11 protein-coding genes and 1 pseudogene are annotated in these 14623 nt (G+C 39.3%); 8 read left to right on the forward strand and 4 right to left on the reverse strand.

Features of this window, described 5'->3' with window-relative positions; translation table 11 throughout:
- The first annotated feature begins 77 nt into the window (after positions 1-77).
- A complete protein-coding gene (locus FSB73_RS19825) occupies positions 78-1721 on the forward strand; it encodes a RagB/SusD family nutrient uptake outer membrane protein (protein WP_146786241.1) in 1644 nt (547 codons plus the stop codon).
- A gap of 41 nt (positions 1722-1762) precedes the next feature.
- Complete coding sequence (locus tag FSB73_RS19830; RefSeq protein ID WP_146786244.1) at positions 1763-2284, forward strand: hypothetical protein; 522 nt, start codon at positions 1763-1765, stop codon at positions 2282-2284.
- A gap of 227 nt (positions 2285-2511) precedes the next feature.
- On the opposite strand, the gene FSB73_RS19835 is transcribed toward FSB73_RS19830, so the two are convergent.
- Positions 2512-3267 carry a putative polyvalent protein kinase domain-containing protein gene (locus tag FSB73_RS19835; protein ID WP_146786247.1) on the reverse strand — a complete coding sequence of 252 codons (756 nt, stop codon included), beginning with the start codon at positions 3265-3267 and terminating at the stop codon, positions 2512-2514.
- Between the two features lie 296 nt (positions 3268-3563).
- On the opposite strand from FSB73_RS19835, the gene FSB73_RS19840 reads away from it, so the two are divergent.
- Together FSB73_RS19840 and FSB73_RS19845 are read left to right on the forward strand one after the other, a co-directional pair.
- On the forward strand, positions 3564-4355 hold the full coding sequence (locus FSB73_RS19840; RefSeq protein ID WP_146786250.1) for a phosphatase PAP2 family protein: 792 nt from the start codon (positions 3564-3566) through the stop codon (positions 4353-4355).
- 8 nt (positions 4356-4363) lie between these two features.
- Entirely contained in the window at positions 4364-6511 is a 2148-nt protein-coding gene (locus tag FSB73_RS19845; protein WP_146786252.1) for an LTA synthase family protein, read from the forward strand.
- Here FSB73_RS19845 and FSB73_RS19850 read toward each other — a convergent pair.
- The gene (locus FSB73_RS19850; protein WP_146786255.1) at positions 6500-6913 is read right to left on the reverse strand and encodes an EamA family transporter; all 414 of its coding nucleotides are present in this window, start codon (positions 6911-6913) and stop codon (positions 6500-6502) included. The two genes, FSB73_RS19845 and FSB73_RS19850, sit on opposite strands and share 12 nt — an antisense overlap.
- A gap of 254 nt (positions 6914-7167) precedes the next feature.
- Between FSB73_RS19850 and FSB73_RS19855 the strand changes: the two genes are divergently transcribed.
- The 3 genes and pseudogenes from FSB73_RS19855 to FSB73_RS27785 form a co-directional block, all read left to right on the forward strand.
- Complete coding sequence (locus FSB73_RS19855; protein ID WP_146786258.1) at positions 7168-7848, forward strand: response regulator transcription factor; 681 nt, start codon at positions 7168-7170, stop codon at positions 7846-7848.
- Between the two features lie 199 nt (positions 7849-8047).
- Entirely contained in the window at positions 8048-9319 is a 1272-nt protein-coding gene (locus FSB73_RS19860; protein WP_146786261.1) for a sensor histidine kinase, read from the forward strand.
- Between the two features lie 18 nt (positions 9320-9337).
- Positions 9338-9457, forward strand: a pseudogene (locus FSB73_RS27785) (di-heme oxidoredictase family protein); the annotation flags it as partial.
- 247 nt (positions 9458-9704) lie between these two features.
- On the opposite strand, the gene FSB73_RS19870 reads toward FSB73_RS27785, so the two are convergent.
- A complete protein-coding gene (locus FSB73_RS19870) occupies positions 9705-10589 on the reverse strand; it encodes a S41 family peptidase (RefSeq protein WP_158639627.1) in 885 nt (294 codons plus the stop codon).
- Between the two features lie 831 nt (positions 10590-11420).
- Here FSB73_RS19870 and FSB73_RS19875 point away from each other — a divergent pair.
- Positions 11421-11735, forward strand: a complete 315-nt coding sequence (locus tag FSB73_RS19875; RefSeq protein WP_146786268.1) for a hypothetical protein — start codon at positions 11421-11423, stop codon at positions 11733-11735.
- A 218-nt stretch (positions 11736-11953) separates the two neighbouring features.
- On the opposite strand, the gene FSB73_RS19880 is transcribed toward FSB73_RS19875, so the two are convergent.
- A complete protein-coding gene (locus tag FSB73_RS19880; protein ID WP_146786271.1) occupies positions 11954-14365 on the reverse strand; it encodes a WG repeat-containing protein in 2412 nt (803 codons plus the stop codon).
- Positions 14366-14623 lie beyond the last annotated feature (258 nt).

The following is a 14623-nucleotide window of genomic DNA, read 5'->3' on the forward strand; positions in this document are numbered from 1 at the left end:
GAAATTGTAGTTAGTCTTATTAAGTTAAATCTTTAATGGCCTGACTAAGATTTATGTGACAAAATAAAATCAAAGTGATGAAAATATTTAAAAATATAGCCTTTTTATGTATTGCAACGCTGGTAATAAGCAGCGGTTGCAGTCTGGACCGAAAACCAGAAACAACCTTTTCGGATGCCAGTTTTTGGAATACAGAAACAGATTTAAAGAGTGCCTGTAATAGACTTTATCAACAGTTAGCCGGGTATGGCATTGATAACAGAGCCGATGATAGTTATGGACAGGATGCAGGCCAGAATCAGATCAGTAATGGCAGCAGAGCTGTTCCCAATACAAGTGAAAGCGATTGGAATAACCCTTATGATCAGATCTTCACTGCTAATAATATCCTGGAAAAAGGCGGTAAGGCCAACGTTTCTGAAGATATCCGTAACCGGTACTATGCAGAAGCAAAGTTTTTCAGGGCGTATTATTACTTTTTGCTGGTAAAAAAATACGGTGATGTACCTTTGGTAATGCATACGCTGGATGTAGGCGATGCAGGCCTTCAGATGCCCAGGACACCAAGAGCAGTGGTCATAGACTCCATATACGCAGATCTGGATTATGCGGCCAAGTGGCTACCTTTACAGTCGGCGTTGCCGGCGGCCGATTACGGCAGGGTAACCAAAGGCGCTGCGCTTGCTTTTGAAGCCAGAGTAGGACTCTATGAAGGTACTTTTGCAAAATTCCATGGAACGGATGAAGATTATAAAGTCAATCTGCAAAAGGCGGTAGATGCCGCAAGTGCTGTAATGCAGCAGAACTATTATAGTCTATATCCCAGTTATTCAGGAATGTTTCAGCATGAAGCGGACGGACCTGCTAATAAAGAAAATGTTTTTGTGAAAGTATATGGTTCCAATGCGATCCAAAATGGCACCTATACGAATGTTATTGTAGGTCATGACAACTCCAGAAATATGGAGAACGGCAGGTTTGCCCCCACCAGGAACCTGCTCTCCTATTATCTGTGTACGGATGGTCTTCCCTGGGGCATTTCCCCAGAAACGGTTCCGGAAACCAGCTATAATTCTATTTTCGAGAATAGAGATCCTAGGTTGGGTATGACGGTTTATCAGATGGGTGAAGAAGCTTATAAAGGACCCTGGGTACCCAACGCTTCAGCTGTTCGTACTGGTTATGCCTGTAAAAAAGGATTTAACCTGGACGACTGGAATAACCTGGGCAAGGCTACGGTGGATAAAACCTTGATCCGGTACGCTGAAGTATTACTGACTTATGCCGAGGCTAAATTTGAGCTGAATGGTTCCATCAGTGACGCCGATCTGGATTTAACCATCAACAAACTTAGAGACAGGGTGAATATGCCGGTACATCTGACCAATAGTTTTGTCCAGACGCATGGGTTGGATATGCGCACCGAGATTCGCCGGGAAAGAACGGTAGAGCTTGCATTGGAAGGTTTTCGCTATGATGATATTATCCGTTGGAAGACCGCGGAGAATTTATTGCCAAAAGATATCCTGGGTGCGCGTTATAGTGCGGATGAATGGACAGGCACACAGGCCAGTTCCCTTAATTTGACGCCAGATAGTATCCTGATCGTAGAACCTGCCAGCAAAAGGGTTTTTGATGCCAGTAAGGATTATCTCTATCCTGTACCGCTCAATGAAATATCGCTTAGTGGCAATCAGGTCACCCAAAATCCGAACTGGTAACAGACGGCTAAAAAAATTGTTGACTTTTAAAAATGAAGAAAATGAATAAAAAATATCTGATATTTCTATTACTTATACTGATGACCGCTAGTTTTGGCATGCTGGCTTGCAATAAGGTGGATTATCCAGCTGGGCTCCCAGAATATGACAATTATTATTATGTTGGTTTTATGCCCTGGAACAACAAACCTGTTTCGGTGGATCGTTCCCAGACCAGTTTACTGGCATTGCCCGTTCAGTTTCATTCTGCCTTTACCCGCAATTATGACGCTGTCGCTCATTACAAGCTTGATTATACCGGCATCACAGATCCGGCTAAAGTGGGCGTAGATTTTGATATTGTAGATAAATCGGGCAGTGTCTTAAAGATGGAAGGAGACAGTGTCTATACCATGACCTTTCCCGAGGCGAAGGAAGCCTATGACACGATTTATGTAAAGCTGTTACATAATTCGGCTCAGGGAACAAGAACGGTCAATATCAACTTGTCCTTAAATGAGACCGCCCAATATACAGTTGGCATCTTTTCTCAGGCCTTCAGCCGGCCAATTCAAATTCAGTGATTTGTTTGGGCAAATAGATTGAACAACTTCTCCAATTTTATGACATACAAAGCCCTGATAATTTATATTTATCAGGGCTTTGTATGATATGAAGTTGCTGCTTTTTTGAAGTCAATTTACCTAACCAAGTGTCCTTCGGTAACAAGCCAACAGTAAAGTAGTATCAATAAAAAATAAGCTGATTTTGAATTAGACTTCTACCTTGCAAATCCATAGACAAAGTATATTTATTTCAAAAACCGTACTCCTTCGCTGCCAAATGACCTGAATGCAGGATTGAGTGAGGGGACTGGATCTATAAATTTAAACATTCCTTCATTCGTAAAAATGACATTCTCATGATGAAGGTCTTTAATTATATAATCATCATTGTAAAAGACTCTTTTATTATTTTCAAATTTTATTTCATTGCCCCTAGTTGCCATTTCTTTTAAAAATAGTTTGTTATCTTCCTTTGTTTCCAAGTATTTGCCTTTAATAAATGGTTGCTCAATGATAAATGCGAAAGTTTTATTCCCCATAAAATCTTCTGTCCTCGTAAAACCGATTAATTCATATGGAGAACTTGCAAAAAGGTAATTGTGTAATCCAATTCTATTGATCATAAATTCAAAAGGAGTCCTTGAATATCTTTTGTAATCCACGACCTTCCTTACAAAACCAGCATTGGGTGAGTAATAAACCTTCGCCTCTGAACCTTCGCTCAAATAATTTTCCTCGTTGAACAGTTCCTGTTGAACCCATATTTCAGTATCCATCCCATAAATTCTCAGGAGATTTTCCTGATACTTTCTTTGTTCCTCTTTATCTGTTCCCGCATTTCCGGCAAGGAGTAGGGTTGCTTCAACATTTTTTGAGTTTCCTCTAATGATTCCCGTTCCCTCTTCCAATGATAAGGCGTCAATGTATGCGGTACGTTCGAGGATGCGGCCTGCTGTGGTGTTAAGTCTTTCATAATCAATAATTTCATTTTCAGTGAACATGTTTAACAATGATAAAATTAAATTTTAAATTAAAAACACAAAACTACCGTTTCACTTTGAGATGGAAGATAAATATAAACTCAATTATTGCTGCATAAATTTGTCTAGTCATTTAAATGTCAATTAGTTAATTACTAAAAAACTAACCCTAAATTGCCATTTTAAATTGCTTGTAAAAGTCGCATCTGAATTTATAACCCTGCAATTATGAAAGCAAATCCATTTTGTTGGGCCTTACTGTAAATTCTTCAGAATACTTTCAGGATTTCTAATCACATTTGCAAAAATATTATGGCATGACTGGATCCGGGCAAAAGCAGGTAAAGCGCGCAGCGCTCCCAGGATTATTATTGATTTTGTTGCACTTAGGGCTGGTTATGAATACTTTGCCCTTAAAGGCCCAAATGCCGGAAAAGGATACCTGCATAATTAGTCAGTCTTTTTTTATACCTGACAGCTCCTTTCAGGGGCACCGTAATATTAAGGAGAAGTACTTAACTCCAAGTCCGGTGCTTCGTTTTAGTAAGCCTCAATTAACCATGCCGGCTATTCTAATGGGTGCAGGTATTGCCATGGATCTCAGTTCTGGGTTTAAAAACACACAATTAAGCTTTCATGACAAGCATTTGTCGGGCTTTCATACGGCAGCCGACAATGCCCTTTTATATGTGCCAGCGGTCATTCCTTATGGGCTGGACCTGTTGGGTGTATCCTCAAAAACCGATATTAAGAACCGGACAGCTATTTTGATTAAGGCAGAAATTTTGGTTACCGCCAGCGGTTATTTATTAAAACATACGGTGCACCAGTGGCGCCCCGACAGAAGTAACAGATACAGTTTCCCATCCGGTCACAGTATGCAGGTCTTTGCAACAGCTACCATGCTTTCAATGGAATACAAGGATCAATTTAAATGGATGCCTTATGCAGCTTATGGACTGGCGACAGGTGTTGGTATGCTCCGGCTCGCCAACAACAAACATTATGTTGGTGACGTGCTCGTGGGAGCGGCTCTTGGTATACTGTCTATGAAACTCGCCTATTGGACCCATCATTATAAATGGCATAAACATCCTACATTCAAATAACGCTAATTATGCGCTCCTTTTTAAAATATAGTAAACCATTTATTTACCTTACAGGTTTTTACTTAATTGTTTGTACGCTGCTGCGTATAATTTTATTATCGGACGCCCAAGTGCGCAGTAGTTTTCATCTGATAGATTTTGTGTATACGATTGTAGGCGGCTTAGTGCCCAATTTGTTGGTGTTTTTACTGCTCAGTATTCCGCTATGGCTTTACCTGCTTTTTCTCTCTGAAAATAAATTCAAAAAGCCTTACGGTTACTTTATTTTGAGTGGCCTAATGTTTTTGTTGTTGTATATCCTTTTGAGTAACAACCCCATAAAAGCATATGGTAGTGTTTTAATGGATATCGTAGGTGTCTTTCTACTTATCAAAATTCTCCTATTTGCCTGGATGCTATGGCACCCTACTGCTCGGCTGAGTATCCGTAAATGGCTCTATGGACTTACGCTGTTTATTTATATTGGAGCAATCCTCATAAATGCACTCAGTGAATACTTCTTTTGGAAGGAGTTTGGGGTGCGTTATAATTTCATTGCTGTTGATTACCTGATTTATACAAATGAGGTAATCGGCAATATTCTTCAATCCTACCCTGTCGTGCCATTATTTATGGTGCTGGGCATTTTTGCCCTGTTTATTACAATCTTTATCTATCGGAAAACTTTTGATTACCTGACCCTGCTGCCTGCTTTTAGAACTAAACTCAGCTTATTAATAGCGTTAATGGCAGGCTGTCTACTAGCCATTTGGATTTTACCCATATATACCAAGGCTGACAATACAAGTAATCTATACGTAAGCGAACTTGGGGCCGATGGTCCCTATAAATTTTATATTGCATTTAAAGACAATGAACTAAGCTATACGAAGTTTTATCCAACAATAAAACAAGATTCAGCTACCGCTATCTTATCCCGAAGATTGGGTTGGCAAATGCCATCCATTAGAAAGCAGGGATGGGGAAAAATGATGCAGGACAGTTCTGCGGAGTTACATAAAAACATTGTTTTAATCACCGTAGAAAGTTTAAGCGCTGATTATCTTGCCCATTATGGTAATACAGACCATTTGACGCCTTTTTTAGACTCACTGGCGGATAAAAGCCTGGTATTTACTCAATTATATGCGGCTGGCAATAGAACAGTCAGAGGGCTGGAAGCGCTTACACTGTGTATTCCACCTTCACCTGGCGAAAGTATTATTAAAAGAAAGGATAATAAGAATAAATTCACTACCGGTAGTATACTTAAGCAAAAAGGCTATACGGTGCAATTTCTCTACGGCGGTTACAGTTATTTTGATAATATGCAGGATTTTTTTGCTGGCAACGGTTATCAGGTTATTGATCGCAGTAGTCTTAGTCCGTCAGAAATCAGCTTCGCCAATATCTGGGGTGTCTGTGATCAGGACATGGCTGCAAAGCTATTGGATGTGTTAAATCAGGATGCTGGTTCGGGTAAACCATTTTTTGCGCACTGGATGACTGTCTCCAATCACCGGCCTTTTACCTATCCTGATGGTAAAATTGCCATACCGGGTGATGCGAAAAGCAGAAAAGGCGGCGTTATGTATACGGACTACGCGCTAAAGCAATTCTTTTCCAGGGCAGCGAAGCAACCCTGGTTTGACAATACTGTTTTTATAATTGTAGCCGATCATTGCGCTTCTTCTAGTGGCAAAGTAGCTTTGCCGCTGGAAAAATACCGCATTCCTTGTATGGTATACAGCCGAGGTTTTATTGCTCCCCAAAAAGTGACCACATTAATGTCACAAATAGATATTATGCCCACAGTATTTTCCTTGCTGCACCTTCGTTACCAGTCTAAGTTTATTGGGCAAAATGTTCTTAGCAGAACCTATCAACCCAGAGCCGTGATGGCAACTTATCAGGATTTGGGGTATTTGCAGGATAGTACACTTACTATATTGTCGCCTGTCAGGCAGATCAAAGCTTACCATGTCAGCGTTGCCAGCCAAAAAGAAAGGTTGCCCCGTGGTTTTATCAGCAATTTTGATGAAATTCCGACTCAGTTAGTTGCTGACAGTTTGATCAATACAGCCATTAGCTATTACCAGACAACTTCCTGGCTTTTACAACATAGACTATATCAAAAACAGCAGGTAACTGTTTTAAGTAAAAAATCAAAGAATTAAAACAAAGGTGCCGGCAATGATGAGCCCGGCTCCTGCAAGTGTTTTCCAATCTGGTGTCTCTCCTAGAAAGATTATGGACAATACGATGGCCAGGGCGACACTTAATTTATCTACTGGAGCCACCTGCGAGACTTTACCCAGACTAAGTGCCTTGAAATAGAAAATCCAGGACAGTCCAGTGGCGATTCCTGATAAGATCAGAAAAACAATATTTTGGCGGGTTAGTAAGTGAAAACCGCGCCACTGCTCTTTATACAGTACGATACCCCAAGCCACAACCAGTATAACAACCGTTCGGATAGCTGTTGCCAGGTCTGCGGAAACCCCTTTTATTCCTACTTTTGCAAAGACGGCAGTCAGTGCTGCAAATAAGGCTGAAAGCAATGCATAGGTCCACCACATAAAAAAGTTTTTAATTTTAAAAATAAGCGTGCGCAAAAATAAATACGATGATTCAATTGCCCTGATGGATGGCTCCGGTAATACGATAATTTAAGGAGCATGATTGGAAATTCAGATTTTATTCAGATTTTGTCAGGTTCTTTGTTCCCTGATAATAAGAAAAAGCACAATTCAAAACATCAGGGGCAGAGCTGATCTTAATCAAAATTATTAACTTTACTTAATGGATTTTTATTTTATCCAGGCGACAAATTATGAAAATATTAATTGTGGAGGACGAATTAGAACTGGCAAAAAGCATTCAGCAATACTTACAAAGGGAAAACTACCTTTGCGAGATTGCTGCTGATATCTCCCAGGGTAGACAAATGATAGAGGATTTTACCTATGACTGTATTTTATTGGACATTAATTTACCGGAGGGTAATGGACTTACACTATTAAAAGAGCTAAAACAGGATAAAAAAACGGATGCCGTGATCATTATCTCGGCCAGAGATGCGCTGGAGGATAAAATACTTTCTCTGAAACTGGGCGCAGATGATTATCTGGCCAAGCCTTTTCACCTAGCAGAGCTCTGTGCCAGAGTGGAGGCTGTCATTAGAAGAAGGTATCTACAGGGAGAAAGCACCCTTAATTTTGAGGATATTGTGATTGATACACTGGCCAGATCAGCTAGTGTAAGCGGGCAGCAAATCCAATTGACGAAAACAGAATATGAACTACTTTTATTTTTAATGATCAATAAAGGTCGGGTCATTACCAAAAATGCGATAGCAGAGCATCTTTTGGGAGGTTCTGCATTATATCTGGACAATTTTGATATAATTTATGCTCACATCAAAAACCTCAAAAAGAAACTCCTCACAATGGGTGGCTGTATTAAAACCATCTACGGCACCGGATATAAATTTAGTGCATCAACGGTCAAATAATAAATATTATTGAATTTTGTTGTTACAATGATTAATTTTAGCGGAGGTGCCTTACTCACCAAAGAATTAAATAGTTTAAAGCGCTTTGGGCTTTAAAATTAAAAGGCAAAAGCGCTGATCCGTTAGCAATAGACAATAAATATGGCAATATTGACAATATAATAGTTAAACCATGAGCACGGCACCATGATTTAGATCCATGAAATTATTACACTATACCTCCTTAAGACATTTATTATTTGCCTCATTATTGACGCTAATCAGCATTCCAGTCTTCTATATACTATTGAACAATATTTTTGTCCATTCAATAGATAGAGATCTTCGTATGCAAGCGGCCCAGCTCCCATCTACCCTTAGCATCATTCAGACGGAGGCAGATCTAAGGCTGTGGCAGGAGCTGGATAATGATCTGGAGATAAAACCTTTTGACAGTGTCCATTTTATAGGAAAGCCTTTTACCATAGAAAAAAAGCCAGCTAATGGCCAGGAAATGGAAGATTTTCGGATACTGCAAAAAAAAGTGCAAATAATGGGCAAGCCTTATGTAGTGGGCATAGAATCCTCTATGTTTGAGAAAGAGGATTTGATTCAGGCTATTTTGATTATCCAGCTGGGTATTCTGCTGCTCCTACTGGCCGGTACGGTGGTCATCAATTATATGATCCATAAAAGAATCTGGCGACCTTTTTACAAATCATTGAGCTATCTAAAGGCTTTCAATATTGACTCAAATAGCAACCAGCAACCCGAAGTTCTCAAAATCCTGGAATTCAAGGAGCTTAGTAGTTCCATTAAGCAGCTTTCTATTCGGGTGAGACAGGCTTACTATTCTCAGAAGGAGTTTATAGAAAATGCCTCGCATGAACTCCAAACGCCGCTCACAGTACTTAAATTCAAATTAGAATTACTGTTGCAGGATCGAAACCTTAGTAATGAACAAGGTAGTTTGGTCGCAGACATGTACCGGGAGATTGACCAGATGCAGCAACTCAATAGTAATCTGTTACTACTGAGTAAAATTGAAAACAAGCAATTTGGTAGTGAGGAGACCGTAGAAGTAGAGCCCTTGATTGAGGAAGTCTCTGAAGATCTGGCATTACTAGCTCAATCCAAAAATCAACAATTAAAAGTAGTATCTTGCCAAGTACCAGTTGTTTTAGCAGGTACCAATAAAGCACTTTTTAAAATTATGGTTGGTAATTTATTAACCAATGCCATTCAGTACAGTGCGACAGGGAGCATTATAGCCATTAAGCTGTCTGCAAACAGGTTGCAAATTAGTAATCCGGGTTCTCCCTTAGGAGTTCCGGCAGACAATATTTTTAAAAGATTTGTCAGACATAACAAGCAAAAAGGAAATGGTCTTGGACTTTCTATTGTTCAAACCATCGCCAGTTATCATGGCTATAGTGTCTCTTATGACTATCTGGATGGTCGCCATCAATTTACCATTACCTGGGCCAGTTAACATAATTGTCCATTATGGGGCATCGGGCTATTCCAAAAAACAAACGGCACAGCTTATTATTTACATGATGGCGGGGCTCGGACCATGACAGAGGCGATCCTCTGGCATGGCGGAAAGGCTGAAAAATTACGCGATTAGTTTGTGCAGCTTTCTAAAGCTGATAGAGCAGATCTTTTAAAATTTCTGGCCTCATTGCAAAAATAGGGATAGGTGTTCCAACTCAATAAAATTGCCTGGCGTAGATTAAATGGTAGCTGCATCAGGCAATTTTGTTTTTAATGGAGGCTTATTTTAGGATATAGCCAACGAGTTCAAACAGAAAACTACCTGCTTTTACCTCGCCAGGTATCAATATACTTGAAACTATGTTTTGGAAAATACCATTTTAATTTTTGCTTAAAAATTCCACCGCTTTTTGCAATACGACATCTTTATTTTTAATAAAATCTTGAACTGTTTGCACTACTTTTATATTCGGTTTAATGCCAATACCTATAAATTCTCTGCCATCTGGATAAAATGTTTTCTTAGTACAAATCCATGCAGAGCCTCCACCAGGTAATTGGACCTGTAATGGCTGTCCGGTGCTTCCATTTGAGTTTTCGCCGATTCTAGTGATTTGTTTTTGACCGTCTGTAAATATCAAGAAATCTTCGGCAGCGGACGCAGTTGCATAACTTGTTAGTATTACGGTTGGAACTAATAATTTTTGGACACGATCCAGTGCTACGGCTCTATTCTCATAAGTAAAATAATCGTCACCAATGTACTTATTATAATAATTAATAACTTGTTGCTTGGTTAAGCCCCAGTCTGGTTTTCCGTTAACCGTGTCAGCAGGGGTAAAAAAGGAGCCGACTCCCCTATCTGCTGCTATAAGGCGTCTTGTTTGAACCTTTTCGTTATATATAATATCCCCTTGAATAAAATATTGGGCAATATTTAGTGCCACATCACCACTTCCACCACCGTTATTCCTAAGATCGATGATAATTGCACTGGCTGTCTTTAATTTTGGAAGCTTATTTAAAAATTCTGTATCTATTTTTGCATTATTGAACGAATTGAGTGCTATATAGGCGATGTTATTGCTTAAGGGCTTGTATTCAAATAAAGGTTGGTCTTGAATGGCAGGGTAAAATTCGCTTTTTTCAGGTTTTGCGTGCGTTAGGCCTAAGCTAATTATTTCTCCCTGCGGTTTTTTGAGTTTTATATTATAGTGGTCCCCAGGGAATCCTAGAAACAGTGCTCTTATTGATTCTACCTCCAAGGTTTTTGGTGTTGACTGAGATATAAAAGGCTTGACAAATTTATTGATATAAGCGGCCGTAGGCATGCCGTTTACTTTAATTATTTGGCTGCCTATGGGGATTTCTTTTTGTTTGCTTTTGTTGACATTTCTGATGATTGCTTTACCGTCAACATCCGCTATAATTAATCTATAAGCTCCGAAATCATACCTATTGAATTTATTTGCAGTATAATCTGGAAATAGATTTGCGTATGCCCATCGTGTAGTAAAGCACAAAACTTTTGCAATAATCTGAAATATGCATAATCACTCTTAGATTTTTGGACTTCAGAAATGAGCGCTTGATAAGTGCTATCCTATTGCGCTTTATTTAGTTTATCATAGAAGGCAAAATTGTAATTAACTTCTGACCAAAATTTTGATAATCCATATACCTTTTCTGTGGGTGTAATTGAACTGCTATCTGGTGGCTGACTATACCCGGATAATGAAGCTATTGTAAATAGTGAGAAAAAAGTAATGATTTTAATCATATAAAGGTTTTATAGGTTTGATTTGCAAGTGTAAGTTATATAAAATTAATGAATTGTGTCATATAAAGGGCAAAATAGCAATTAAGAAACCTAGCTGCCCAAATGAGTATTCAAAGGCGTATTTGGGCGTTAAATTAGTATTCGTTGGTCCTAAGCCAATTGGGAATTGAACTTAATATTGATCCAGCGAATCAACCGATAGCACTTTTTTGTTTTATAGGGGGAACCAATCAAAATGAACACTTTTTTGAAATAACATTTCAATTTTTGCAATACTAATAAAATTATCTATCTTTGCTAAATAAATTTAATCGCCATGAATTTATTTGCCATGTCCAGTCCTGGCCTGATAATGATAGGTATCGGGATTGCTATTAAATACTTTGTCAAAAGACGCAGGTTTTACCGCAGAAATCAATACGGCATGGAAGTTTACAAAAACTTCGCATCTGCAAGTGCCAATGGTTGTCTGAATAAGCTTGCCAGTTTATTAGGTACAGCTTGTATCTTAATTGGCATCCTCTTGAGCTTTGGGGGGTGTATGTCAAAGATATGGCATCCAGCTAACGGGTCAGCTGTAGAGTTGCATCCGACATGGCATAAGGCGGAAAAGAGGCCTAACGGTAACTAGTGTCCATGCGTATTTTTAAGATAGTCCCCTGTTTTATCTATGAATATTCATAATTGAAACGGAGGGCTATTTTATTTTCAGGAAGGATTATTTTCTGGAAATGCTCCCCGAAATAATTTATAAAGTTATTTGCCAAGTTTCTTACAAAGTATATCCTTTAATAGTCCCATTTAGTCAATCAAATTCTATTGACCGCAACACATATCCATTTTAAGATTTTACTTGGTGTTTTGCTTATAAACTGTTCCTTTTGTGTCTATAAATACATAAGTGTCTTTCTTTTCTGCCATAAGCAGATTGCTTTTTTGGGGCCACAGGTAATCATAAACAAAAGGTACTAAGATATTGCCATTTTCATCCAATACCCCATATTTTCTGCCCTGTTGACATAATAAATATTGGCCAGCTTCGTTATAATCCATCCCTGTATAACTACTATCAGTCAATGGCTGACCATTTGGATTCAATAATTGATAATTATAAACATTCCCTTTTCTTTTGGCCACTATGATATATTTGTCATATATCCTTATAATATCATAAACAGGTGGGAGCTTTACGCCTGTCAGGATATTAAATTTGCCGTGATGTTGCCTGGATGTATCTTCTATACTGACCCAGCCTTTAGCAAAGCTCTCTGGGCCAGTGCTCACATAGCCATAATCAAATGGAATAACTGTTTTGCCGGTACTATCCATCAATCCCCATTTATCCATTTCGTTTTGGACAGCGTAGTACTCTGGTAGTGCACGCCTTGTCTTCGACTCATCATTTGCATCCTGCCCACTACGCTCACTTAGTTTAGAGCTAAAAATCGTTTTATATTTGGGCGCAATAATCTCTTTACCATTGTGATCAATTACGCCGGACCTGTAATCTTTATAAACTTCTGCTCTTTGCCCATTAAATAGCACCGTGTTAGCATAAATGATAGGCACAATAACATGACCTTGCATGTCCAATATCCCATATTTCCCATTTTTATAGGCCCTGAAGTGGGGACCAGGACCGTCCTTGGCAGCTACATATTCCAATCCATCATATGCAAAGTCAATGACCACTTTGCCGCTATTATTAAGATCTATCAGACCCTTTTTTAGCCTAAAATCCCCCTCAGCTTTAGTGGCCACTACTAGATGGTTATTGATAAATTGCAGCTCAGTGTAGAGAGGTGGTACAATAATCTTATGGCCACTTAGGTCACTAACGCCCCATAACAGTCCTTTTTTAAAAAGCATAAAGTCGCCTTGGCTGGCGTCTTTTGACGCGGGAGCTGGCACAGCGGCGCCCGTTTCCAGACTAAAGTAAAAACTACTGTCACCTCTGGTATATACCCCCAGACTATCCTGAACAGCCTCTGCCGTATAATCTGAGCGGTAACTGCCCAGTACTTTTCCTGATGGATCTATCAATTCACTGATCACCCTGACGGAAGCGTCCTTGGATTGCAAAAGGGCCATAAGTGCAGCCCCGGTCAGGCTTTTATTGAGCCGACTGGCCAAATATCGTTTGTGGGCATAGATGGGTTCAATATCCATGTATTTGGGTGCAATAATAACCTGGCCATCCCAACGGGCAATTCCCTTGTGGAGATCGCTACCCTTTTCAATATCAAACAATCTATTTTTCAGATCCACGCCGGTAATGATGCATCCCTCGGGTGCCCGAAATGTTTTACCATCGGCTACGAAGACTTTTTTATCAGCCAAATAATGTGTTCTGTCATAAAAAGTAAAATCGGTATGCAGTCCCGGTTTAACGACCCAGTCTTTTGCTTCAAGATCAATTATGCCGTATTTTCTGTCTGGCGTTTCCACTAGTTTTAAACCTGGAATCTTTGATTGTCCTAGATGAGATTCCACATCATACACCCTGGTAAATTGGGGTTTGAATATGGGTTCGCCCTTCATGTCAATCCAACCGTAGAGATTTGCCTCGTTATGCATATTGCCTCCAGTGGTTCCATCGTATTGAAGGTTGGGTTGAGTTACCATAGCGACTCCATTTTCAAATAAATCTGCCCATTGATAAAAGGGAGCTATCATGACTTTTCGGGTTGAACGGTCTAAATAACCCCATTTACCTGCTGCGTCTTGAAAAGGGATGAGTTGTAAATCTGTTTGCTGCAATGGTCGTTTTATACTGTCAGAAACCATATTAGAATGATGGCCACTGTATAACTGCGGATCATTTTTATCTCGTAATGGCATTGGCTGATCCATGGGCGTAATACCGGCATGGTCGGGCGACTTGGAAGTATCCATACCTGCGTTTAAAGAGTCTGCCCCCCAGTTCCTTGTTGTAGAGGTGTCTGTGGAAATGGATTGGGATTGGGATTTGGACTTGCCATTCGTATTATCATTGGATATGGCTCGAGTAGCAATAGAAGTTTTATTTACCTCTTTTTTTCTGTTTTTATTCTCAACTTGTCCAGTAGCTCCAAATGTACTGCTGCAAAGTGACAGCACCCCTAAGGTTAGTCCAGCTGAAAAAAATAGCCTACTTAAGGACTTCTTGCTAACCGCTCTGCCTTTTAAGTAAAAGTAGTGGTCGCATAAAATGAATTTCTTTTTGGCTTTCTTAAAGCATACGATACCAGTTACATGCTTTCTACCTTTGTGCTTAATCATCAATGAAATTACATAAAACAGGCCACAAACCAAGACAATTATCGTTAAACTAAATGTTGTAAATATTTACTTAAATTGCCCAAGGTCAGCAAAGTAGCACAATCGGGCATCACAGAATTCTTAGGCGTCGAATTACTTTTATGTGGTTTCAATAAAAATGTGATTTATCTTTTTGTGGTATGAAGTATTATGTAAGAATAAGTATATTGCGTAAAATTTTCGGACTAAGTTAAACATATTCGCCCTATATATTATTGA

It is taken from the genome of Arachidicoccus ginsenosidivorans (assembly GCF_007971385.1).
GTDB classification, from domain to species: Bacteria; Bacteroidota; Bacteroidia; order Chitinophagales; family Chitinophagaceae; genus Arachidicoccus; species Arachidicoccus ginsenosidivorans.

Excerpts from the sequence above, each read along its gene's own strand:
- FSB73_RS19825 (WP_146786241.1), top strand. The coding sequence starts at position 78 with ATGAAAATATTTAAAAATATAGCCTTTTTATGTATTGCAACGCTGGTA.
- FSB73_RS19830 (WP_146786244.1), top strand. The coding sequence starts at position 1,763 with ATGAATAAAAAATATCTGATATTTCTATTACTTATACTGATGACCGCT.
- FSB73_RS19835 (WP_146786247.1), bottom strand. The coding sequence starts at position 3,267 with ATGTTCACTGAAAATGAAATTATTGATTATGAAAGACTTAACACCACA.
- FSB73_RS19840 (WP_146786250.1), top strand. The coding sequence starts at position 3,564 with ATGACTGGATCCGGGCAAAAGCAGGTAAAGCGCGCAGCGCTCCCAGGA.
- FSB73_RS19845 (WP_146786252.1), top strand. The coding sequence starts at position 4,364 with ATGCGCTCCTTTTTAAAATATAGTAAACCATTTATTTACCTTACAGGT.
- FSB73_RS19850 (WP_146786255.1), bottom strand. The coding sequence starts at position 6,913 with ATGTGGTGGACCTATGCATTGCTTTCAGCCTTATTTGCAGCACTGACT.
- FSB73_RS19855 (WP_146786258.1), top strand. The coding sequence starts at position 7,168 with ATGAAAATATTAATTGTGGAGGACGAATTAGAACTGGCAAAAAGCATT.
- FSB73_RS19860 (WP_146786261.1), top strand. The coding sequence starts at position 8,048 with ATGAAATTATTACACTATACCTCCTTAAGACATTTATTATTTGCCTCA.
- FSB73_RS19875 (WP_146786268.1), top strand. The coding sequence starts at position 11,421 with ATGAATTTATTTGCCATGTCCAGTCCTGGCCTGATAATGATAGGTATC.
- FSB73_RS19880 (WP_146786271.1), bottom strand. The coding sequence starts at position 14,365 with ATGATTAAGCACAAAGGTAGAAAGCATGTAACTGGTATCGTATGCTTT.